Raw genomic sequence first — 22,410 nt, forward strand, 5'->3', positions numbered from 1 at the left:
CCCTTGACCATGACCAACGAATCCCTCGAACTGTTCATGGCCGAAGCGCTTCCCGCGGCTAACCGGGAGACCGACTCCCCTACGCCTGCACGGCGGTGCGCCTGATGGCGGGCCAGTTGACCGTGGTCACCGGCGGGAGCCGCGGAATCGGCGCTGCGATCTGCCGCCGGTTGGCGGCAGAAGGGCAGGACGTCGTGATCACCTACCTGCGGGACAGCGATGCGGCCGACGAGGTGGCCGCAGATGTCAGACGCCTGGGTCAACGCGCCCTCGTCCTGCAGACCGACACGACCGAGGAACACTCCGTCGTCGAGCTCTTTGACCGGGCCCAGGCGTTCGGCCCCCTGACGGGACTGGTGAACAACGCCGGCTCGGCATCTGCAGTCGGTCCGCTTGAGGGTAATAGCCTGCAGGCAATCAGCCAAGATCTCAACGTGAACCTGTTGGGCGTGATCTCCTGCATTAAGTACGCCATCGGCCCGATGAGCCAGGCCGGCGGCGGCTCCATCGTCAACATCTCCTCCGCCGCCGCGACGCTGGGCGGCGCCGGCACCTACGTCCATTACGCCGCGGCGAAAGCTGCCGTCGAAGCACTCACGGTCGGCCTTTCCAAGGAGCTCGCAGGCAAGAACATCCGGGTGAACGCTGTCGCTCCCGGGACATTGTGGACCGACTTTCATCAGGACCCCGACCGTCCGGCGAAGATCGCACCAACAATCCCAATGGGCCGTGCCGGACAACCGCACGAAATCGCGGGAGCCGTTGCCTGGCTGCTCTCCGACGACGCAAGCTATGCCACAGGCGCAACGATCCGCATAGCCGGCGGGCTCTAACTACAGGCCGGTTTGCATCGGATGCTCCGTAACGGCCCTTGGCGGCTGAAAACGGCAGTTACGGAGCAGCCGATGGGGGTTCGGTGGTTTGGTCAGCGGATCACGGACGGCGACCAGGCGTGCTCGATGAAGATCGAGGAACGGGACGCCGGGTTGGTGTTGATCTGCCAGATGTCGCTGTCCCCGGCGGCACCGTCGCGGGCGAGTCCGTAGAGGAGTGTCTGCTCGTCGAGCCATTCGATCTGGTCGTCGACGCTGCGCGGCTCGGACAGCACGGTTTCTTTCCCGCTGGCCACATCGAGGTACGCAACGCCCCAGTGCGCGGCCACCGGGCTCCCGGTGTTCTTCTTGTAGGCGATCCGGGTGCCGTCCGGTGACAGCGAAGGGCACTCGACGCCGTCGTGGATTGCCGTCAAGGTGCGCGCCGAAATGCTTCCCTTGACCAGCCAGATGCGGCCGGATGATGCCGCCGTCGCATAGAACGTGTCGCGCTGGCCCGGGACGAAGGTGACGCCCCAGATGTTGCGGTCCGCAGCGGTGACACGGGCGCCGTTGACCAGGAGCGTGAAGTCCTCAAGGTTCCCCGTGACGGAGCCGCCCTGCACCGCGGAGATGGATGTCGCCGTCGAGAAGCTCCCGTTGCCGTAGGAGTGCCCGGAGACGAAGACTGTTGTCGCGACGAGGGAACCGTCCGGACTGATCCGGGTCCGGCTGGGGATGCCGGGCAGGGACCAGCTCCCGGCCGGCCGCCAGTCCGGGGTCAGCATGACGGCTTCGAAGTTGGTGACCAGGCCGCGGTTGGTCTTGAGGCAGACGATGTGCTGCAGCGTTCCGTAGACCCGGTCGCAGGCCACCGCCGCCAAGGACCGCTCACCGGCAGGGTCAGACAGGGGGACGACGCCGACTGTCCCGTAGCCCTGGCCGGGCGCCGTGTTGCGGAACAGGACCGAGGACTTTTCCAGCACGGCGGCGCCGGAGGCCACCCGTACTGTCGACGCCGCCGTCCGGCTCTCCTGGAAGCGCCCGAACGCATTCGCGGCGTAGGCGCCGGCCGCGGCGATAACCAGCATCGTGACCACCAGGAGAATCCCCCAGCGGGCCCTGCCCACGGCGGCGGTCAAGCTGCGGCCCTCTGCAGCAGGCCACCGCGCAGCATGAACCAGGACGCCACGACGCCGGCGGCGAGGAGGGTGCCAACCACCAGCATCGCCACGGCCGGACCCAGGGCGAACCACAGGACACCAAAGCCCACCGAGGCCGCCATCCGGCTTAGCGCCACCACGGTCTGCGCGGCGCCGAGTCCCGTGGCAAGTTTGTCCGGCGGGGTCAGCTGGCTGGCCAGGGCCGCCAGCACCCCGTCCGTCGCGGCGTAGAAAGCCCCCAGCAACACCAGGCAGGCCAGGGTTGGGCCGAATCCCCCGACCGGGGCCGCGGCCAGCAGGTAACAGGCAATCAGCGCGACGTGCCCGAGGATAAAGACCCGCGCCTTGCCCCAGCGGTCCGCGAGCCGGCCCACCGGTACGGCCAGGAGCAGGAACACCACGTTCGTGCCCACGTAGAGCAGCGGAAACCACTGCACGGCAAAGGCGTCCCTGTCCTGCAGCACCAGATAGATGAAGCCGTCCCCCACGGTGAGCAGGCCCAGCATCCCCGCGGCAGCCAGAAGCCTGCCCAGGCCCGGCTCGCGCAGCAGGCGCCAACGGAATCCCCAAACAGGACCGGGTTTGCCGGCCGGCGGCACCTCCGCCGCCTCTGCCCTGTCCTTCTCTGCTTTGCCCTTCTCTGCTTTGCCCTTCTCTGCTTTGCCCTTCTCTGCCCTGTCCTTCGGACGGGTGCTCAGGTTCGGCACCAGGAGGACCAGCACCGCGACGCCGATGACGGCGAACGCCAGCGAGACCACAAAGACGGTGACGTAACCGTTGGGGATCAGCATGAGGATGAAGAAGGCCAGCAGCGGGCCGCCCGCCGCACCGATGTTGTCCAGCATCCGGTGCACCCCGAAGTGCCGCGCGAGGTGTTCGGGCTGGGCGGACACGGAGATCAAGGCATCGCGCGGGGCCGTGCGGATGCCCTTGCCAATGCGGTCTGCCGTCACGACGGCGGTCAGGGCCCAGAACCCGCTGGCGAACAGCAGGCCGATCCGGGCCACCATGGAAAGCCCGTAGCCTGCGACGGCCACACGCTTGGGGCGTCCGGTGCGGTCCGAGGCGTAACCCGCGGCGATCCGGACAATGGCGCTGGCACCCTGGTTGATGCCGTCAAGAATTCCAAACGCGATGGTGGACAGGCCCAGGAACGCGGTGATGTACAGGGGCAGGATGGCGGAGACGGATTCGGACGAGACGTCGGTGAGCATGCTGACCACACCCAGCCAGAGGATGACCGGAGAGAGGCGGAAAGGTTTTGTGACGGGTCCCGCCGGGGTCCAATCCCCCGGCTGCTGGTCCTTCTTGCCGCCGTTGCGATCCGACATGGAGATGTACACGGCGCTATCCCCCGGCCGCCACGTGCAGAGTTCCCAGGAGCATAAACCGGGTGCCTCCCGTGCCCGTCGTGGAGGCCGTGAGGGTCACGGAGTCAGCACCGCGGCCGAACCGCAGGGCCCGTTGTCCCTCCGCGGCAGGGACGGGTTCGGACCAGAAGCCCCGGCTGCCCAGCACCTGCTGGTAGTGCCCTGTCACCGAGTCCTGGCTCAAGCCGACGATGGCGTCGGCGGCCACCTGCAGGGTTCCCTCCGCCGGGGACACCGCCGTCGAAACTAACACCGTTCCTTCCGGAAAGGGGAGGACATCCGCGGGGTACCCGTCCACTACCTTGCCCTGGGCTGAGGCCGATTTCGGCAGGGGCGCGCTGACCAGGGCCGCCGGTGGTGAGGGCACGGGCAACCCGGAGGGGGTGGCACTTACGGGGGGAAGGACTTCGCGGCCCGCGGGGGCTGAGGCCGGGCTCTCAGCCGACCCCTCGGGCGAGGCTGGGGCTTCTTTGCCGGCCCCCTCAGACGCTGTGGCCTCCGGGGCGGCACTGGCGCCGGCGGTTTGTGGGCCACTGCGCGCCAGCGGCGCGGCGCTCGACGCCGGGGGTGTGTCTGCGGTCATCTGGTCCAGCACGACGGCGGCGCCTCCCAGGAGCGCGGCGAGGCCAATCCCCGCGATGACCAGCCGCTTGGCTTTCACCGGCTGTCCCCGGCACGGACGCAGGCATCCGGTGAGACCATGGTTGTTTTTCCCCTAGCACCCATCGCCACAGTCTTTCAGCGGGAGGAACGGCTGCGTAAGAGTAGGACTACCTGTTTAACGGGCGTCCGCTACCAGCGCCCGTTCCGGGGCCGGGGCTGGCAGACCGGGCACGTGTAAGACGAACGGTTCATGAACTGGTCCCGCCGGAGTAAGCTGACCCGGCCTGCCTGGGCACAGCGCGTGCATTCCTTGCCCTCCCGCCCGTAGGCGTTGAGGGAACGGTCAAAGTAGCCGGATGCGCCGTTGACGTTGACGTACAGCGAGTCGAAGCTGGTGCCGCCGGCCGCCAGGGCGTCGGTCATAACCTCGCGGGCGGCGTCGATGACCCGCTCGGCGTCAGCCCGCCGGAGGGTGTCCGTGGGTCTGGCGAAGTGCAGCCGGGCCTTCCAGAGAGCCTCGTCCGCATAGATGTTGCCGATCCCCGAGACGAGCCCCTGATCCAGCAGGGCGCGTTTGAGGCCGGTTTTGCGGGCGCGGAGCCGGCGGTAGAACTCGTCGAAGGAGAAGTAGGGGTCCAACGGGTCGCGGGCGATATGCGAGGCTTCCTCGGCAATGAGCGGCAGCGGCGTTTCGGCGAGTCCGCCGGGGCCGCCGTCGGCCGTGGGGATCAGCGAGGTGAGGAACAGGCCGCCGAAGATCCGCTGGTCCACAAACCGGAGCTGCTCCGGCATGCCGTCGGCCGGGCTGAGGCGCAGGCGCACTTTCAGGTGTTTCTCGTCCGCGGCCTCGGCGTCCTGCATGAGGAGCTGCCCGGACATGCCCAGGTGCGCCATGAGCGCGACGGCGGGAACGGCCTCCGCTGCCCCGCCGCGGGGATCAGCCGCGGGGGTGTCTGCGGGGGTGTCTGCCAGGGGCATCCAGAGGAATTTTCCGCGCCGGACCACGTCCAGGACGCGGGCGCCCTCAAGGTTGCCGGCGAAGTCCTCCGGGCCCAGTGCGTGCCGGCGGATGGAGCGCGGATCCACCACCTCAACAGCGGTGATGGTCCGGCCCCGCACCCAGCTCACCAGACCGCGGCGAACCACTTCGACCTCGGGCAGTTCAGGCACGGTGCGTGCCTAGGCGCCGGTCTGGGAGCGCAGCTGCTGCGCGCCGGGCGCGGCGGATCCGGCGGACGGCGTTGCGCCCGGCCCGGTTCCGGCGGACGGGGAGCCGTCCTCCCCGGCAGCTTCCGCAGCTACTGCTTCCGTAGCCGCAGCCGTAGCCGCAGCCGACGGCGCGGACAGCCTGCGCCAGGCATCCGCGGCTGCTTCCTGCTCGGCTTCCTTTTTGGAGTTTCCGCTGCCGGTGCCGTAGTCGTTGCCGCCGATACGCAGAACCGCTTCAAAGGTCCGGGCGTGGTCCGGGCCGGAGCCCTCCACGGCGTAGTTGATCGTCCCCAGCTGGCGGCTGGCCGCCAGCTCCTGGATGCTCGTCTTCCAGTCGGTGCCGGCGCCGAGCGCGGCAGCGTCCTTCAGCAGCGGCCCGATCAGGCGCATGACCAGCTGGCGTGCTGTCTCAATGTCGTTGGAGACGTACGTGGCGCCGATCAGCGCCTCCATGGTGTCCGCGAGGATGGACGCCTTGTTCTTGCCCTCGGTGAGCTTTTCGCCCTGTCCGAGGTAGATGTACTCCCCCAAGCCGATGCTGCGACCGATGCCCGCGAGTGCCCGGGTGCTGACGACGGCGGACCGGCGCTTGGCCAGGTCACCTTCGGGCAGCGTGGGGTTGTCACGGTACAAAGCGTCGGTGACCGAGAACCCCAAAATGGAGTCACCCAGGAACTCAAGGCGTTCGTTGGTGGGGATGCCGCCGTTTTCGTAGGCGTAGGAACGGTGTGTGAGCGCAAGACGAAGCGTCCCGGCGTCAATAGTGACACCGAGACGCTTCAGAAGCTCTTCAGTTGAAGACATCTTAGTCAGCCAGTTGGCGGATTAGACGTCTGCGACCTTGCGGCCCTTGTATTCAAGGAACAGCGCGGTGCCAGCCGAGTCGGTAACGACCTTTGCCTGGTGCGGCAGGCTGTACGTGACCTGGCCGTTCTCGACAGTCTTCACCAGGTGGGGGGCGGTTGCCTTCCACTGGGAGCGGCGGGCGCGGGTATTCGAGCGAGACATTTTCCGCTTCGGGACAGCCACGGCTAACTCATTTCTCTCTAGTCCAACACTTACAAATCAGTTTTGCCGGTCAGGCTTAGCCAAGTCAGCTAGGGCAGCCCAGCGAGGATCTACCACCTCGTGGTGATGCCCCGGCTCGTCTTCCAGGCGAACTCCACATTCGGAGCAAAGGCCCTGGCAGTCTTCCCGGCACACCGGCTGGAACGGCAGCATGGTTACAACTGCGTCCCGCAACACCGGCTCAAGATCGATCAGATCGTGCTCGACTCGACGTTGCTCTTCTTCGTCTTCTTCATCCGAGAACTCAGCGTCCTCGTAGAAGAAAAGTTCTTGCACATTGACCTCAAGGTCATACGCAAGGGGATCCAGGCATCGGCCGCATTCGCCGGTTACTTCGACGTTCGCGGTACCTGATACCAAAATTCCTTCGTGTACGGCCTCCAGCCGCAGGTCCAGCTCGACATCCGAGCCTTCCTGCACGCCAATGAGTGCCACACCAAGATCACTCGGTGCGGGTACATGTTCTGTCAGCGTCCGCATGCTTCCCGGACTGCGTCCGAGGTCCTTGACGTCGAACGCCAAGGGCGAACTAGCATCTCGTTTAATGAGAACTCCTGTTGAACATATGACCGACGTACCATCTTAGCCTGATCTTCCGGACGGACTCAAACCGGGGACACGCCGGCGGTTCGCACCGCGGTCCGGCCCCGGAAAGGGCCGCGCACCGGCAGCAGGCCGCCGAGTACCGATCAAGCTTACCCTCTGCGCGGCTGGTCCCGGACCGGCTCGCCCGCGTGCAGCCGTTTCAGCACGGAGCGCGGCACAAAGTCGGACACATCGCCGCCCAGGGTGAACACTTCCTTGATCAGGGTCGAGGACAAGTGGAGGTAGTGGCTTTCGGCGGGCAGGAAGACCGTTTCGACGCCGGTGAGCTGCCGGTTCATCGTCGCCATCGGCAGTTCGTAGTCGAAGTCGGAGGAGGAACGGAGGCCCTTGACGATGGCGTCCACGCCCCGCTGCCGGCAGTACTCGGCGAGGAGTCCCTCCCCCACCGGCTCCACCACGATGCCGCGCAGTGAGGCCAAAGTTTCCCGGGCCATGTCAATGCGTTCCTCGAGCGTGAAGCGGTATTTCTTGGCGTAGTTCGTGGAGACGCCCACAATGACCTCATCAAAGAGGCCGGCGGCCCTGGCAATGACTTCCAGGTGTCCGTTGTGGATGGGATCAAAGGAGCCAGGGCATACGGCGCGTCTCATGCTCCGAACCTACCGTATCGCCGGCTCAGCCCGGGATAACATGACTGAATGTCAGCATCGAACCTTCCCTTCACCGTGTCCGGAGGCGTGGTCCTCGTGACGGGCGCCGCCATGGGCATGGGCCGTCTGTACGCCCTGCGAGCGGCCCGCGAGGGCGCGGGCGTCGTGATTCTCTGGGACGTCGACGCCGACGGCCTGGCGAACACCGCCGCCGAAGTGACTGCGCTCGGGGCGCGCGCCGTCGTCCGCCAGGTGGACCTCGCCGACCGCGCGGCCATCGCCGAGGCCGCCGCGGAGTGCACGTCGGAAGGTCCGCTGACGCTGCTGGTTAACAACGCCGGAATTGTCCGGGGGGCGCTCTTCTGGGACCACAGCCCGGAGCGGGACATCGCCCTGACCATGGACATCAATGCGCTGGCGCCGATGTACGTCACCCATGCGTTCCTCCCGGGCATGATGGCCGACGCCGCCCGGCCGCGCCGGATCCTCAACATCGCCTCCGCGGCCGGCACGGTGTCCAACCCGCGGATGAGCGTTTACGCGGCGTCCAAGTGGGCGGTTATCGGCTGGAGCGACTCGCTCCGGCTGGAACTCGAACAGCAGGGCTTCGGCCACCTTAAGGTCACTACGTTCTGTCCCAGCTACATCTCCACCGGGATGTTCGACGGCGCCCGCGGGCCGCTGCTGACACCGCTGATGACTCCGGAGGACGCCGTGGACCGGGCCTGGCGGGCCACCCTTGCCGGACAGCCGCAACTGATCGCCCCGGCGACAGCGCAACTGGGCAAGGTCCTGCGGGGCCTGCTGCCGGTGCGGGCCTGGGACTTTGTGGGCGGGAAGGTCTTCGGGATCTACTCCACCATGGACAAGTTCACCGGCCGGGACCAGAAGGCGGGCACCCGATGAACTCCCCGACACCCCTCCCGTGGCAGCGGACCGCGACCGGCGCCAACCTGCTCTCCCCCGACGGCACCCTCGGCGTAACAATCTTCGAGGAGATGACCACCCTTGCGCTGCAGACCGGCGCCATCAACCTGGGGCAGGGTTTCCCGGACGAGGACGGCCCGGTGGAGATCAAGGCCGCCGCCCAGGCCGCGATCGCCGCCGGAGCCAACCAATACGCACCCGGCAAGGGCATCCTGGAACTGCGCGAGGCAATCTCCCTGCACCAGGAACGCTTCTACGGCCTGACGCCGGACCCGCAGACCGAGATCATCGTCACCACCGGCGCCACCGAGGCCATTGCCGCCTCGCTGCTGGCGCTGGTGGGCCCCGGCGATGAGGTCCTCACGTTCGAGCCCTTCTACGATTCCTACGGCGCGATCATCGGCCTCTCCGGCGCCCGCCACGTCACCACCCCGCTGCTGGCCCCGGACTTCATGCCGGACCTGGACGCCCTCGAAGCGGCGTTCAGCAGCCGGACCAAGGTGGTGTTGATCAACAACCCGCACAACCCCACCGGCGCCGTGTTCCCCCGCGAGGTGCTGGAACGCGTCGTCGAGCTTGCCACCCGGTACGACGCCGTCATCATCAGCGACGAAGTCTACGAACACCTCACCTTCGGTGTCCGCCACATCCCGGTGGCCGGCCTGCCGGGCGCCGCGGAACGCACCCTGACCATCTCCTCGGCCGGTAAGACCTTCTCCTTCACCGGCTGGAAGATCGGCTGGCTCTGCGGCCCGGAACACCTCGTCTCGGCCGCCCGCACGGTCAAGCAGTTCTTGAGCTACAGCTCCGGCACCCCGTTCCAGACGGCCATCGCGGCCGGGCTGGGGCTGCCGGACGAGTTCTACACCGGCATCGCCGATACCCTCCAGCTCAAACGGGACATCCTCAGCGAGGGACTGCGCGCCGCGGGGCTGGACGTCTTCACCCCGCAGGGGACGTACTTCGTGAACGTGGACACCGCGCCGCTGGGCATCACCGACGCACTGGACCTGGCCCGCCGGCTCCCCGCGCTGGTGGGCGTCGCCGCCATTCCCGTGCCCGTGTTCTGCCACCCCGAAGGCGCCGAACGCACCCGGACCCTTCTGCGGTTCGCGTTCTGCAAGCGGATTGACGTCCTGCAGGAAGCCGCCGGACGGCTCGCGACCCTCCGCGACCTCCTCTGATGGCTGACACCCCCGACGCTTCGCGCTTCCTCCGCACCACGGGCCAGCACGCCGCGATCGAGCCCGACGAGTTCACCGAGGGCGGCTTTGTGCTCAGCATCGGCGGGGCGGAACAGTCGCACGTCAACTTGGCAGACCCCTCGGACATCTTCTACGAGTACCTGCGCAGGATCGGCCACGTGGTGGACCTCGCGGCGCCCTGGGGCGAACCCGTCACGGCGCTCCATCTCGGGGCGGGTGCCCTGACGTTAGCCAGGTACATCCAGGCCACCCGGCCGGGCTCCGTGCAGTACGCGGTGGAGCTGGAACGGGAACTGCTGGACTTCGTGATGCAGCAGCTCCCCCTGCCCGACGGCACGCAGCTGCACACCATCATCGGCGACGCGCGGGACGCCCTGGCGGAGCTGCCGCCGGAGCTGCGCTTCGACGTCGTGATCCTGGACATCTTTTCAGGTCCCGAGGCGCCGGAGCACATCGCGTGCACGGAGTTCTACCTCGAGGCGGCGGCGAAGCTGAGCCCCCGCGGGGTGCTGATCGTCAACGTGGGCGACGAACCGGGCCTCACGCTGGTCCGGAGCCAGGTGGCCGCGCTGCGCCGGGCGATGGTCGACGTCGCCGCCTTTGCCGAGGCCGGGATGTTCAGCGGCCGCTATCCCGGCAACATCATCCTCACCGGGACGCAGGGGCCCTGGCCGGAAGTGTGGACCGCGGCGCTCACCGCTCGCGGGCCGCACCCCGCGAAGGTGCTGTCCGGCGTCGGCCTCGACGAAATTTCGGACTAGCCCGGCTGGGATCTGATGGTTGCGATCCTCCTGACCGGCATGTCCGGCGTCGGCAAGTCTTCGGTGCTGGCAGAACTCGCCCGGCGCGGCTTTGACACGGTGGACACGGACGACGGCGGCTGGATCCGGCGGGACGGTGGCGAGCAGTTGTGGCATGAGCCCCTGATGGAGGCGTTGCTGTCCAGTTCGCGGCAGCGTCCCCTATTTGTGCAAGGCACCGTCGCAAACCAAGGGCACTTCTATGACCGGTTCAACGCGGTGGTGCTCCTCAGCGCGCCCCGCGAAGTGATCCTGGAACGCCTGCGCACGCGGACCACCAACGATTTCGGGAAGTCTGCTGGTGAGCGGGCGAAAATTATGCGCGACGTCGCGGAAGTGGAGCCGCTGCTGCGTGCCGGTTCCACGCACAAACTCGACACGAGGCGGCCGCTTGACGAAACCGTCGGTGCGTTGATCGCGATCGCTGCACTGAAGTAACCGGGCTGGCGCGGGGCGCGTCTGCACGTTTGAGGCCGTTCGTCGGCGTTACGGCCGTCGTACCTTTCAGTGCACCACTCGCGGGGTCCGGCGGATCATTCATCCAGTGCAATACCGCAGCGGCCCCTTTATTGTCGGTGGCTCGCGGGATCATAAGAGTGTGGAAAGCAGGGCAGGGTGGAGTGCGGAATGCCGGGAGGCGGTGGACGCCGTTACCGGGTCCGTTGCTGCGCTGGCTGCCTTGATCAACGCAGCGGAGGAACGCGGAGATTTGCCTGGTGCTGATCTGTTGCGGGAGTTGGCGGATGCGTGTCTGGACGGGATGGCCGGGGTGGCGCGGCTGGATGCCCGGTCGGCGGCGGTGAAGGTCCGGCTGGCCGCGGCGTACGCGGAGGTTTCCCGGGCTCTGGCNCGCACTGCGCAGGAGATGGCTGTGGTCGCGGAGGTCGCGTGTGTCCTCACGGTCAGTGAACGGTCCGCCTCCGCACTTCTGTCTGACGCTCAGGTATTGACGACGGCGCTGCCGCTGACCCTGGAGGCGTTGCAGGCGGGGACGATTTCCTGGCAGCACGCCCGGATCATGGTCGATGAAACCGCCAGTCTTGATCCGGCGGGCGCGGCGGGGCTGGAGGCGCATTTCCTGGACCCCGATGTCCCGGATCCGGCCCGGGGGTGCCCGGCCGGGGAGCTGGTGCCGGGCAGGTTCCGGGTGAAGGCACGCACCTGGCGCGAACGCCACCACCCGGTGAGCATCGAGAAACGCCATACGAAGTGTGCGGCGGACCGGAGGGTGGAGTTCGTTCCGGACCGGGACGGCATGGCCTGGCTCAATGCCTACCTTCCGGCCGACGCCGCCGCGGGGTCTGGGAACGGACCACCGCCGAGGCCCGGGCCCTGCAGGGCCCGGGCGAGGCCCGGACCCTGACCCAGCTCCGCGCCGACATCGCCGCGACCTGGCTCCTCACTGCCGGACTTGAGGATGGCGGTACCGCCGGCGGCCGGACCGGGCTGGGTGGTGCGGGCGGGGGTGTGCCGTCGCCGCGGGCGCAGGTGCTGGTCACCGTCCCGGTGATGTCGCTGCTGGGCGTCACTGACGAACCCGCCGTCCTGGACGGGTACGGGCCGATCCCGCCGTCGATGGCGCGCCGGCTGGTCGCCGACGGCGCCGGTTCCGTCTACCGTGTCCTGACCGACCCGCGCGACGGGGCGCCGCTGGAAATCGGCCGGGCCAGCTACCGTGTCACGAAGGCCCTGCGGCAATGGCTCCGGCTCCGCGACGGCAAGTGCTCCTTCCCGGGNAGGCGGACCACCTCCTGGCCTGGGCCGACGGCGGCACCACCGGCATCTCGAACCTGGGACAGCCCTGCCGCAAACACCACCGCCTCAAACACGGATCCGCCTGGACCCCCACCATGGCCACCAAGGACGAACCGCCGGGATGGATCTCACCGTCCGGCCGGACCTACCCCAGCGAACACCAGGACTGGGAACCACCCCACTGGCCCAACCAAGGCATTCCCCCTGATCCCGGCTGCGACCCCGACCTGGAACTGCCCATAGACCCGTTCCCGGAGTGGCACCAATTCACGGCCGCGCATGCACTTGGGAATGTCAATGCTGCTTGAGTCCACCTGTCAGGCGACCGCAGTATCAACGGGGACCACATCCTCCAAGGAGAGGGGTGCGCCGCCTCGTTCAGAATTGCGGTTTCGCGGGGCCCTGGTTGCTCTGCAGTAGCATGAACGGCAGAGTGTAACACCAGCGCTGCGGACGGGACGGCCCGTTCGTTTCGATCGGCACGGGGACGGCCTCGTGGAATGGGGGTCAACCCTTGGTTTCCTCTACTGCACGATCCGTTATCACGCCCGCCGCCACAGTCCGCGTCGTGGTCGGTTGGGGCGCCGTTCTCGGATTGGTGTTTGCCGGACCCCTGCTTGAACCGCCTGTTCCCACCCTGCTGCTTATTGCTGCACTCGTGCTCATCGTCGGAGTCGTTCTGGTCTGCGCCTTCGGGGTGGTCCATGAGGCTGAACATCTCGCCCACCGGCTTGGTGATCCGTATGGCTCCCTGGTGCTCACACTTTCGATTGTGCTGATCGAGGTGGTGCTCATTTCCGCCGTCATGCTTGGGCCTGGCGAGCACACCACCATCGCACGCGACTCCGTGATGGCCGTATCAATGATCATTCTCAACGCCGTGATCGGGCTCTCTGTCCTCGTCGGGGCGATCAAGCACGGCAACCTGGGCCATAACCGCACCGGCACTTCCTCGTATCTCGCCCTGATAGTCGTGCTCGTCTCGCTGGCCTTCGCCCTCCCGACCCTGATCGGGCGTGACGGCTCCTTCACACCCGGGCAGGCGATCCCTATCGTCGTGCTGACACTTGCCCTGTATGCCTTCTTCCTGTACCGGCAGATGGGCAGGCAGGCCGACGACTTCCGCGAAGTCGATCAACGCTTCGCCGCCGATACTGCGACGCGCGGCAGCGGCGCCGCCGTTCAGAGCCGCCGAAACGTCACCCAGGTCATCGCAGAGCACCGCACCGAGATATTGCTGCGGATCACGCTGCTTATTGTGACCGTCGTGCCCATCGTGCTGCTCTCGCATGACATGGCCACGCTCCTGGACGACGGGCTTGACCGCGTCGGTGCGCCGGTGGCGCTTTCGGGCATCCTGATCGCCATGATTGTTTTCCTGCCCGAGTCGATCACATCAGTGCGTGCAGCCTTGCAGGGTGAGATCCAGCGAGTCAGCAATCTGTGCCATGGAGCCCTGGTCTCCACAGTCGGCCTGACGATTCCCGCCGTACTCATCATCGGCGCCCTCACCGGACAGGCCGTCGTATTGGGCGAGTCGCCGGCCAACCTCTTGTTCCTCGGCGTCACTTTGATGCTGTCGGTGACAACGCTTGCCTCCAAGAAGGTCACTGCCATGCACGGCGCAGCCCATCTCGTGGTCTTCGCGGTCTACGGCATCGCTGTCTTTTCATAAACCCCGCGGCGAGGCTTTTCGCCCTGGCCATGTTTAGCTGGGCGTGTCTACGTAGCACGCGTTCTCATTCCCGAGCCAGGGCGACCGGTGGGTACGACGTTGACTAGTCGGCGTCGTCCGCAGCGCCGGCGTCCCGGCTTTCGTCCGCCAAGAGGTCGTCCGCCGGCCCTTCTTCAACGCCGGGTTCGGCGAACCAGAGTTTGGTCTCCCCGTACTTCCGTTCCGCGAACCGCTCCATACCTTCCGGCCAGGACGGTTCCGGGGTCCGGGAAGAGCGCTCCACAACGACGACGGCGCCCTCGGCCAGGTGCGGGAGCAGCTTGGCCAGCACCCCGGCCAGCGCGGGCTCGTCGAGGGGGTAGGGCGGATCGAGGAAGACGAGGTCCCAGCGGACAGCGGCCTGGGTCCGTTCCAGGAACGATTCCACCTTGGACCGGTGCACGGAGACCATCTTGCGCCGCGCCACCGTGTTGACCAGGTCCGCGTTGCGCTGGCAGACCTCGCTGGCCTTGCCGTCGGATTCCACCAGGTCCACGGACTCCGCGCCGCGGCTGGCGCTTTCCACACCGAGCGACCCGGAGCCGGCGTAGAGATCCAGCACGCGGGCGTCGGCGATGACCTCGAAGGCGTCCAGCCGGGAGAAGAGCGCTTCCTTGACCCGGTCCGTGGTGGGGCGGGTCAAGGATCCGGGGACGCTGACCAAGGTGGTTCCGCCGGCGGCGCCGGCAATGATGCGACTCATGGCCGTGCCGCTCGGGACACATGCACGGATGCCTGGATTCTGTTAGCCGCGTTCAAGGAACGCCTCCTTTTCCGGATTGAGGTATTCGTCGATCGCCGCGGCCAGGTCGGGGTGCGCGCCCAGGGACGGGTCGGCGCCGACAATCTGCAAGGCGTCCTGCCGCGCCCGGGCGATCACGTCCTCGTGTTCCAGGACCCGCAGCAGCTTCAGCGTGGACCGGCCGCCGGACTGGGAGGCCCCCAGGATGTCGCCTTCCCGGCGCAGTTTGAGGTCCTCCTGGGAGAGCTCGAACCCGTCGGTGGTGGCAGCCACGGCCTCGAGCCGGCGGCGGCTCGGGTGGCCCGGCTCCAGTGTGGTCACCAGCAGGCACGTGCCCGGCAGGCCGCCGCGGCCCACCCGGCCGCGGAGCTGGTGGAGCTGCGAGATGCCGAAGCGGTCCGCGTCCAGGATCACCATCAGCGTAGCGTTGTGCACGTCCACGCCCACCTCGATCACCGTGGTGGAGACCAGGACCTTGGTCTGGTTGGCGGTGAACGAGGCCATGGTGTCGGACTTCAGGACGGGGTCCTGCCGGCCGTGTAACGGCGCCACGGGCACCCCGGCCAGCGCCGGTTCGTCCCGGAGCTGTTCGACGACGGCGGTCACCGACGCCAGTTCGCGCGCCCCGTTCTCCCCCTCGAGGTCCGCGGCGGAGGGTTCGGCCTCGCCGGGACTGAAGTCGCCGTCGTCGTCTGTGCCGATCTTGGGACAGACGATGTAGACCTGGTGGCCCGCGTCGATCTCCTCCCGGGAGCGGCTCCAGAGCCGGCCGAACCAGGCGGGGTGCTCGGCCAGCCCCACCACGTGGGTGGTGATCGGGGCGCGGCCGGCCGGGAGCTCGTCCAGGATGGAGGTCTCCAGGTCGCCGAACACGGTCATGGCCACGGTCCGGGGAATGGGGGTGGCGGTCATGACCAGCAGGTGCGGGGGTTTGCTGGCCTTGGACCGGAGCACATCGCGCTGTTCGACCCCGAAGCGGTGCTGTTCGTCCACCACGATCAGGCCGAGGTCGTAGAAGGAAACGTTGTCGCTAAGCAGGGCGTGGGTACCGATCACGATCCCGGCGGTGCCGGACGCGGCATCCAGCATGGCCTGTTTCCGGGTAGCAGTGGGCATGGAGCCGGTGAGTAGCGTGACCTGGACCGCGTCGGGACCGAATCCGCCCAAGAGTCCGTCCCGGGACAGCGGCCCCAGCGTGCGGCGGATCGAGTCGAAGTGCTGCGCGGCGAGGACCTCGGTGGGGGCCAGCAGCGCGGCCTGTCCCCCGGCGTCCACCACCTGCAGCATGGCCCGCAGCGCCACGATCGTCTTGCCCGAGCCGACTTCGCCTTGGAGCAGGCGGTTCATCGGCGAGTCCTGCGCGAGCTCCGCGGCCAGGGTCTTGCCGACGGCAGTCTGGCCGGCCGTCAGCGTGAAGGGCAGCTGCCGGTCGAACGCGGTCAGGAGACCGTCCGCGGCGGGCCGGCGGGCGGTGGCCTCCTCGGCGGCAAGCAGGGCGCGGCGCCGGGCGAGGGCCGACTGGAGCACCAGGGCTTCCTGGTAACGGAACCGGTCCCGGGCGCGCTGCCAGTCCGGAGCGGTCTGCGGGGCGTGGATGCGCCGGTAGGCGTCCGCGACCGGCAGGAACTTCTCCCGGCCTGAGATCTCCGCCGGCAGCGGGTCCGGCAGTACCTCCAGGTCCACGGTGTCCAGCAGCGTCGCGATGACCTTCTGGATGGACCAGCTGGTCAGCTTGGCGGTGGCCGGATACACCGGGATGGGCATGGCCGCGAGCTTCTCCGGGTCCATGCCCGGGGTCTCCGGGTCCTCGTCCAGCAGCAGGAAGTCGGGGTTGGTCAGCCCCAGGGCGCCGCCGTACCGGGTGACCTTTCCGGAGAACATGGCGCGGCGGCCCGGCTGCAGCTCGGCCTTGGCCCGGAAGCCGTTGAAGAAGCTGACCTTCAGGGTGCCGGGAAGCCCGGTCCCGGCGTCGTCGGAAATGACGACGTCGGTCAGCGAACCGCGGCGGGCGCGCATGGCCCGGGTGCTGTTGGAGACCACCCGGGCAATCAGGGTGACTTCCTCGTCGAGCGGGACCTCGCTGATGGGGGTGAGTTCGCCGCGGTTCAGGTAGCGGCGGGGGAAGTAATTCAGCAGCCCGCCCACGGTGGTGATGCCCAGGTGCTTTTCAATGACGGCCGCGGAACGCTTGCCGATCCGGCGTTCCAGGCCGAGGTGCATTTCGGCGCCGCCTACTTCTCCACCGCCATGCGCAGCGCTGTGCGGTTCAGCTTCCATGCCCGTCCGGGTTCCGCGGCGTGGCAAGCTCGCTCACGCTGATGTCCGAGGGCTCGCCGAGGGAACGGATCAGGGTTACGGCGGGCCCGGCGTCCGGCACGTGCACGTGGACACGCCAGCGGTAGGCGCCGGACGCGTCAGGGGCCCCGCCCACCTGGCTCATGATGACGGAGTCGCCCATTTCGTCGAGCCGCTGGCGCATCATGGCGGCGTCGAGCGGTGACAGCGTGATGGTGCACATGACTTCCACCCCCTCGTCCCGCGGCATGGCGGCGTGGATGTGGGGGTCCTGGACGTCGTAGCCGTGCAGGCCGTCCAGGAGTTGGTCCTGGAGTTCCTCGCCCAGGACGGCGGAGCGCAGGCAGTCGAGGATCAGCAGCATCCCGACGCCGCCGGCGTCCACCACGTGGGCGGCGTGCAGCGCCTCCAGTTGGTCTTCGGTGCGGACCACTGCGGCGACGGCGGCGTTCACGGTGGCGTCAAGTGCCAGGCCGAGCGTGTGGTTGCTGTCGTCGCCGTCGTGCGCGGAGTCCACGGCGGCCGCCGCGCGTGCGCAGGCCTCCATCACGGAGAGCATGGTGCCGGGAACCGGATCGCTCAACGCCGACCAAGCCCGGATCTGGGCACGGTTCAAGGCGGCGGCCAGCAGCGACGCGGTCAACCGGTGGTGGCCGGCGAGAGGCTCGGCCGCGGCGCAGAGGAACACGGCGAACAGGGTGCCGGAGTTGCCGCGGGCCTGCTCCATGGCGGCCTCGCCAGCCTGGGCCAGGACGGCGCCGACGTCGTTCAGGGCCGGATCCGGCGGGCCGAACGAATGCACTGTCGAATCTGCGCTGATCTGCGGTAACGCGGAGGTATCGAGGCTCTGGAGGACCCGGGCGGCCGCGCGCACCGTCAGGTACAGGTTGGTGCCGGTGTCGCCGTCGGCCACGGGGAAGATGTTGATGGCGTTCAGGCGGTCGCTGTGGTTTCCAAGCGTTGTTTCTGCCTTGCTCAACCACCGCTTCATCGCTTGCGCGTTGGCGGTAATTTTAGTCTGCAAAGTGATCCCATCCCACAGTGTCAGCGGGCCTGCCCGCTATCTTGACGCCCGTGCTGTCCGTTGGTGCAGGGGCTTCTACCGAGCCTATCGCAGTGAAACCGTGAGGCAGCTGAACGCCCGCGGGAAATGCGGCGAGCAGTCCGTGGTCCTCCCCGCCGCCCAGGACCCAGGTCATGGGATCCATGCCCAGCAGGTCGGCGGCCGGCTGGAGCGGAACCGCGAGGTCCTTCAACGCGGCCGGGTCCAGGTTGAGGACGGCGTGGCTGGCGGACGCCATGCGTTGGCCGTCGCGGACCAGCCCGTCGGAAATGTCCATCAGGGCCGTTGCCCCGGCGTCCCGGGCCAGCGGGCCGGCCGCGAGCGGGGGCAGGGGCCGGCACTGGGTGTCCAGCAGCCCGCGCTGCTCCCTGCTCAGCGATTCGACGGGAGTGGCCGACTCCAGCAGCGCGAGACCCGCCGCGGCGCGGCCCACGGTGCCGGCCAGCGCCAGGGTGTCCCCCGGCCGGGCCCCGGAGCGCAGCACCGCCGCCCGGCCGTCGAGGGTGCCGAGGATCGCCACGCTGACGGCCAGTTCGCGGCCCCTGCCGAGGTCGCCGCCAGCCACGGCACAGTGGGGGGCGCCAAGGTCGCGGATGGCCTCCGAGAGCCCGTCGGCGAAGTCTTCCACCCAGGCGACCCGGGTTTCCGGAGGCATGGTGAGGCTGACGACGAGCGAAGTGGCGCGGGCGCCCATGGCGTTGATGTCGCTGAGGTTCTGCGCGGCGGCTTTCCAGCCGACGTCGTAGCCGGTGGTCCGGTAGCCGTTGTTCCACTCGAGCCGGAAGTCCTGGTCCGCCACCTGGGTGTCGATGCTGAGGACCGCCCGGCCGTCCGGGGCGGCCACGATCGCGGCGTCGTCCCCCGGGCCCAGGATCAGCGCCGGGTTGTGTTCCTGGCCGTAGTGCAGGCGCGGGAAGATCCGTTTCAGGAGCTGGGATTCGGAGAGCTCAGCGACGGTCAAGGGCGGGGCAGTCTGCGGTGAGGCGGGCTGTGGTTGCTCGTTCAGGGGCGGTTCGTTCAGTCGTTCAGGCACAGCCCCACGCTACCGCGACGGTCCGACGCCGGCGTCCTCCGGGTGCGTGCGCACGTCCCGCCCAAGGTAGTCGCGGAGTCTGGTGCCGGCCGACGGCGGGTGGAATCCCTGGGCCGCGATCTTTCCCAGTTCGAGCGTGCTGGTCTGCGGCCTGGGGGCCGCGGACTTGTCCTTGAAGTACTCCGCCGTGCTGACACCGGTCACCGCCGTCCGGGCTCCCCCGGTGAGTTCGTACACCTCCGCTGCGATGTCCGCCCAGGACTGGGGTTCGCCGTCGTTGCTGAGGTTGTACGTGCCAAAGGGTGCGCCCGTTGTGAGCAGGTGGCGGATGCCGGCGGCGATGTCCTCCGTGAAGCTGAGCCGTCCGACCTGGTCGTTGACCACCGAGGGCTCCACCCCGCGCTCCGCCAGGGAGGCCATGGTCCGGACGAAGTTGCTGCCGTCACCGATGACCCAGCTGGTGCGCAGGATGTAGTGCCGGGGCACCACGCTGACGACGGCGTCTCCCGCGGCTTTGGTCTGGCCGTATACGCCCAGCGGTGAGACGGGCTCGGACTCCTCGTGTGTGGCGCGGGTGCCGTCGAAGACATAGTCGGAGGAGACGTGCACCAGGATCAGGTTGTGCTCGACGGCGGCCCGCGCCAGCCGGGCGACGGCGGTGACGTTGACTGCCCAGGCCGTCCTGCGTCCGTCGGGGGTCTCGGCGGCGTCGACGGCGGTATAGGCCGCTGCGTTGATGATGGTGGAGTAGTTCTGCCAGTTCCGGGCGCCGAAGGAGGCGTCGCTGCCCAGGTCGAACTCCGCCCGGCCGGCGAACTCGACGGCGGAATCGCCGTCGTACAGTTTCCGCAGCGCCTTGCCGAGCTGGCCGTCCGCGCCCACCACCAGGATTCGCTTGCGGGGCATCGGGACCACGTCGGCGAGGCGGGGATTGGCTTTGTCCTTGTCGGAGAGCTCAGCCTCCTCCAGCGGGATCGGCCACGCGATGGAGGCCGTCTCGTCCGCGAGGTTCAGGAAGGTGTACTCTCCCTGGGCGTCGGCGGACCAGTGGTCGTTCACCAGGTAGGTGTAGGCCGTGTTGTCCTCCAGCGTCTGGAACGCGTTGCCGACGCCGCAGGGGATGAAAATGGCCTGGCCGGGGTCCAGTTCCGCGGTGAACACGGCACCGAAGGACGGCCCCTCGCGCAGGTCAACCCACGCCCCGAAGATCCTGCCCGTGGCGACGGAGATGAACTTGTCCCAGGGCTCCGCGTGAATCCCGCGCGTGGTGCCGGCCTTCTCGTTGAATGAAATGTTGTTTTGCACCGGCCGGAAGTCCGGCAGGCCGAGGGCCATCATCTTCTCGCGCTGCCAGTTCTCCTTGAACCAGCCGCGGTTGTCGCCGTGGACCGGAAGATCGTAGAGGACGACGCCGGGAATTGGTGTTGTGTGCGCTGCGAGCTTTTTCGAGAACTCGGTTCCCATCGTCTACTGGCCCTGTTCCGTGTACTTGGCTTCCGTGGCAGCCTTCTGCGGGCGCCACCAGTCCTCGTTGTCCCGGTACCAGGCGATGGTGGCCTCCAGGCCGGCGTCGAAGTTGGAGAACTGCGGCTCCCAGCCGAGTTCGTCGCGAAGCTTGGCCGAGTCGATCGCGTACCGCAGATCGTGGCCGGGCCGGTCCACGACGTGGTCGTAGGCGTCCGGCGTCTCTCCCATGTGCTTGAGGATCAGCTCGACAACGTCTTTGTTGTTCTTCTCGCCGTCGGCGCCGATCAGGTAGGTCTCGCCAATCCGGCCCTTGGCAATGATCGCAAGGACCGCGGACGAGTGGTCGTCCGCGTGGATCCAGTCGCGGACGTTCTCGCCCTTGCCGTACAGCTTCGGGCGGATGCCGTCGATCACGTTGGTGATCTGGCGCGGAATGAACTTCTCCACGTGCTGGTACGGGCCGTAGTTATTGGAGCAGTTGCTGATGGTCGCCTGCAGCCCGAAGGAACGCACCCAGGCCCGGACCAGCAGATCCGATCCCGCCTTGGTGGACGAGTACGGGCTTGAGGGGTTGTACGGCGTGCTCTCGCTGAACCGCTCCGGATCGTCCAGGTCCAGGTCGCCGTACACCTCATCCGTGGAGATGTGGTGGAAACGCTTGCCGTGCTTCCGGGCCGCCTCGATCAGCGTGTACGTACCAATGATGTTCGTGTCGAGGAAAGGGCGCGGATCGTGCAGCGAGTTGTCATTGTGGGACTCCGCGGCGTAGTGGACCACGACGTCGCAGTCAGCAACCAACCCGTCCACCAGGGCTGCGTCGCAGATATCTCCCCGGACGAACCGGAAGCGCTCCCCCGGCAGGCCGGTGAGCGACTCGAGGTTGCCGGCGTAGGTGAGCTTGTCCAGGACCGTCACATGGTCCCGGCCCTGCGTCATGACATGGTGGACAAAACTGGCGCCGATGAAGCCTGCGCCACCTGTGACGAGTAGTCGCTGCATGACTCAGACCATACCTGTTGCGCTTGCCCCAAGAAACATAAAGGATGTGCCCATGCGCGGAATCATTCTGGCCGGGGGAACAGGATCACGGCTCCATCCGATTACCTTCGGCATCAGCAAGCAGCTTGTCCCGGTCTATGACAAACCGATGATCTACTATCCGCTGTCCACCCTTATCCTGGCCGGAATCAGGGACATCCTGGTGATCACGGCGCCGCAGGACTCGGACCCCTTCCGCCGGTTGCTGGGTGACGGCTCACAGTTCGGGGTCTGCATCACGTACAAAGTCCAGCCGTCGCCGGACGGGCTCGCCCAGGCCTTCATCCTTGGCCAGGAACACATCGGCGGCGATTCCGTGGCCCTCGTCCTCGGCGACAACATCTTCTATGGCCCGGGAATGGGTACCCAGCTCGGCAAGTACGTCGACGTGGACGGGGGGTCGGTGTTCGGCTACTGGGTGCAGGATCCCGGGGCCTACGGCGTGGTCGAGTTCGACGACTCCGGCCGCGTGCTGACGCTGGACGAGAAGCCCGCGCTGCCGAAGAGCAACTACGCAGTGCCCGGACTCTATTTCTACGACAACGACGTCGTGGAAATCGCCGGCGAGCTGAAGCCGTCACCCCGCGGCGAACTCGAAATCACGGACGTCAACAATGCGTATCTTGCCGTGGACAAGCTGCACGTCGAGATCCTTCCCCGGGGAACGGCGTGGCTGGACACGGGCACGTTCGACGACCTCAATGACGCGTCAAATTTTGTCCGGACCGTCCAGAAGCGGCAAGGATTGATCATCGGTGCGCCGGAGGAAGTTGCGTGGCGCCAGGGATTCCTCAGTGATGACGAGCTGCGGGCACGGGCCGAGCCACTGGCCAAAAGCGGCTACGGCTCGTATCTGCTCGGGCTGCTGTAGGCGGATCCCGGTCCCGGCCGCCGTCGGGCATGTTCGGCGAACCGTTTTCGCGGCGGAACGGGCCGCGTGCGAGACTCTT

The 22,410-nt window shown here is 67.6% G+C and carries 22 protein-coding genes and 2 pseudogenes; 10 read left to right on the top strand and 14 right to left on the bottom strand.

Features of this window, described 5'->3' with window-relative positions; genetic code table 11:
* Positions 1-104 precede the first annotated feature (104 nt).
* Positions 105-833: an SDR family NAD(P)-dependent oxidoreductase gene (locus tag ASE96_RS04630; protein WP_056426869.1), complete on the top strand. Its 729-nt coding sequence runs from the start codon at positions 105-107 to the stop codon at positions 831-833.
* Between the two features lie 92 nt (positions 834-925).
* Here ASE96_RS04630 and ASE96_RS04635 read toward each other — a convergent pair whose 3' ends face one another.
* The 8 genes from ASE96_RS04635 to coaD all read right to left on the bottom strand — a co-directional run bounded on the left by ASE96_RS04635 (position 926) and on the right by coaD (position 7,421).
* Entirely contained in the window at positions 926-1,903 is a 978-nt protein-coding gene (locus tag ASE96_RS04635; RefSeq protein WP_056426871.1) for a hypothetical protein, read from the bottom strand.
* Positions 1,904-1,950: 47 nt separating this feature from the next.
* Positions 1,951-3,318 (bottom strand): MFS transporter, encoded by a 1,368-nt coding sequence (locus ASE96_RS04640; RefSeq protein WP_235500122.1) that lies wholly within the window; start codon positions 3,316-3,318, stop codon positions 1,951-1,953.
* A gap of 4 nt (positions 3,319-3,322) precedes the next feature.
* Positions 3,323-4,006, bottom strand: a complete 684-nt coding sequence (locus tag ASE96_RS04645) for a hypothetical protein (RefSeq protein WP_056426788.1) — start codon at positions 4,004-4,006, stop codon at positions 3,323-3,325.
* A gap of 131 nt (positions 4,007-4,137) precedes the next feature.
* The gene (mutM, locus tag ASE96_RS04650; RefSeq protein WP_056426790.1) at positions 4,138-5,118 is read right to left on the bottom strand and encodes a bifunctional DNA-formamidopyrimidine glycosylase/DNA-(apurinic or apyrimidinic site) lyase; all 981 of its coding nucleotides are present in this window, start codon (positions 5,116-5,118) and stop codon (positions 4,138-4,140) included.
* Positions 5,119-5,127: 9 nt separating this feature from the next.
* Positions 5,128-5,961, bottom strand: a complete 834-nt coding sequence (gene rnc, locus ASE96_RS04655) for a ribonuclease III (RefSeq protein WP_056426793.1) — start codon at positions 5,959-5,961, stop codon at positions 5,128-5,130.
* A 21-nt stretch (positions 5,962-5,982) separates the two neighbouring features.
* The gene (rpmF, locus tag ASE96_RS04660; RefSeq protein ID WP_009356569.1) at positions 5,983-6,186 is read right to left on the bottom strand and encodes a 50S ribosomal protein L32; all 204 of its coding nucleotides are present in this window, start codon (positions 6,184-6,186) and stop codon (positions 5,983-5,985) included.
* Positions 6,187-6,222: 36 nt separating this feature from the next.
* Positions 6,223-6,747: a YceD family protein gene (locus tag ASE96_RS18725; protein ID WP_082492579.1), complete on the bottom strand. Its 525-nt coding sequence runs from the start codon at positions 6,745-6,747 to the stop codon at positions 6,223-6,225.
* A 173-nt stretch (positions 6,748-6,920) separates the two neighbouring features.
* The gene (coaD, locus tag ASE96_RS04670) at positions 6,921-7,421 is read right to left on the bottom strand and encodes a pantetheine-phosphate adenylyltransferase (RefSeq protein ID WP_056426798.1); all 501 of its coding nucleotides are present in this window, start codon (positions 7,419-7,421) and stop codon (positions 6,921-6,923) included.
* Between the two features lie 48 nt (positions 7,422-7,469).
* On the opposite strand from coaD, the gene ASE96_RS04675 reads away from it, so the two are divergent.
* The 8 genes and pseudogenes from ASE96_RS04675 (at position 7,470) to ASE96_RS04700 (ending at position 13,783) form a co-directional block, all read left to right on the top strand.
* On the top strand, positions 7,470-8,327 hold the full coding sequence (locus ASE96_RS04675) for an SDR family NAD(P)-dependent oxidoreductase (RefSeq protein ID WP_056426801.1): 858 nt from the start codon (positions 7,470-7,472) through the stop codon (positions 8,325-8,327).
* Entirely contained in the window at positions 8,324-9,532 is a 1,209-nt protein-coding gene (locus ASE96_RS04680) for an aminotransferase class I/II-fold pyridoxal phosphate-dependent enzyme (protein ID WP_056426804.1), read from the top strand. Before ASE96_RS04675 ends, ASE96_RS04680 begins: the two co-directional genes overlap by 4 nt.
* On the top strand, positions 9,532-10,314 hold the full coding sequence (locus ASE96_RS04685) for a spermidine synthase (RefSeq protein WP_200912993.1): 783 nt from the start codon (positions 9,532-9,534) through the stop codon (positions 10,312-10,314). The genes ASE96_RS04680 and ASE96_RS04685 overlap by 1 nt, the downstream gene beginning before the upstream one ends.
* Positions 10,315-10,329: 15 nt before the next feature.
* On the top strand, positions 10,330-10,791 hold the full coding sequence (locus tag ASE96_RS04690) for an AAA family ATPase (protein WP_056426807.1): 462 nt from the start codon (positions 10,330-10,332) through the stop codon (positions 10,789-10,791).
* A 322-nt stretch (positions 10,792-11,113) separates the two neighbouring features.
* Positions 11,114-11,202 (top strand): hypothetical protein (locus ASE96_RS19745; protein WP_326951832.1); only part of this gene is annotated, 89 nt, incomplete at its 3' end.
* Between the two features lies 1 nt (position 11,203).
* Positions 11,204-12,089, top strand: a pseudogene (locus ASE96_RS04695) (DUF222 domain-containing protein); the annotation flags it as partial.
* A 1-nt stretch (position 12,090) separates the two neighbouring features.
* Positions 12,091-12,416 (top strand): annotated as a pseudogene (locus tag ASE96_RS19485) (HNH endonuclease signature motif containing protein); the annotation flags it as partial.
* A 260-nt stretch (positions 12,417-12,676) separates the two neighbouring features.
* Positions 12,677-13,783: a calcium:proton antiporter gene (locus ASE96_RS04700; RefSeq protein WP_442853883.1), complete on the top strand. Its 1,107-nt coding sequence runs from the start codon at positions 12,677-12,679 to the stop codon at positions 13,781-13,783.
* 103 nt (positions 13,784-13,886) lie between these two features.
* Here the strand turns inward: ASE96_RS04700 and rsmD are convergent, their stop codons facing one another.
* From rsmD to rfbB, 6 genes are all read right to left on the bottom strand, one after another.
* Complete coding sequence (rsmD, locus tag ASE96_RS04705; protein ID WP_056426815.1) at positions 13,887-14,525, bottom strand: 16S rRNA (guanine(966)-N(2))-methyltransferase RsmD; 639 nt, start codon at positions 14,523-14,525, stop codon at positions 13,887-13,889.
* A gap of 42 nt (positions 14,526-14,567) precedes the next feature.
* Positions 14,568-16,841 (bottom strand): ATP-dependent DNA helicase RecG, encoded by a 2,274-nt coding sequence (locus ASE96_RS04710; RefSeq protein WP_056426819.1) that lies wholly within the window; start codon positions 16,839-16,841, stop codon positions 14,568-14,570.
* The gene (locus ASE96_RS04715; RefSeq protein WP_056426822.1) at positions 16,831-17,850 is read right to left on the bottom strand and encodes a DAK2 domain-containing protein; all 1,020 of its coding nucleotides are present in this window, start codon (positions 17,848-17,850) and stop codon (positions 16,831-16,833) included. The genes ASE96_RS04710 and ASE96_RS04715 overlap by 11 nt, the downstream gene beginning before the upstream one ends.
* A 22-nt stretch (positions 17,851-17,872) precedes the next feature.
* Positions 17,873-18,883, bottom strand: coding sequence for a thiamine-phosphate kinase (thiL, locus tag ASE96_RS04720; RefSeq protein ID WP_056426824.1), 1,011 nt, complete (start codon positions 18,881-18,883; stop codon positions 17,873-17,875).
* 81 nt (positions 18,884-18,964) lie between these two features.
* Positions 18,965-20,419, bottom strand: a complete 1,455-nt coding sequence (locus ASE96_RS04725) for a sugar nucleotide-binding protein (protein WP_056426827.1) — start codon at positions 20,417-20,419, stop codon at positions 18,965-18,967.
* 3 nt (positions 20,420-20,422) lie between these two features.
* Positions 20,423-21,421 carry a dTDP-glucose 4,6-dehydratase gene (rfbB, locus tag ASE96_RS04730; protein WP_056426830.1) on the bottom strand — a complete coding sequence of 333 codons (999 nt, stop codon included), beginning with the start codon at positions 21,419-21,421 and terminating at the stop codon, positions 20,423-20,425.
* A 52-nt stretch (positions 21,422-21,473) separates the two neighbouring features.
* Here rfbB and rfbA point away from each other — a divergent pair, with 52 nt between their 5' ends.
* Positions 21,474-22,331: a glucose-1-phosphate thymidylyltransferase RfbA gene (gene rfbA / locus ASE96_RS04735; protein ID WP_056426832.1), complete on the top strand. Its 858-nt coding sequence runs from the start codon at positions 21,474-21,476 to the stop codon at positions 22,329-22,331.
* The last annotated feature ends 79 nt before the right edge of the window (positions 22,332-22,410 follow it).

Source organism: Arthrobacter sp. Leaf69 (assembly GCF_001422645.1).
GTDB lineage: Bacteria > Actinomycetota > Actinomycetes > Actinomycetales > Micrococcaceae > Arthrobacter.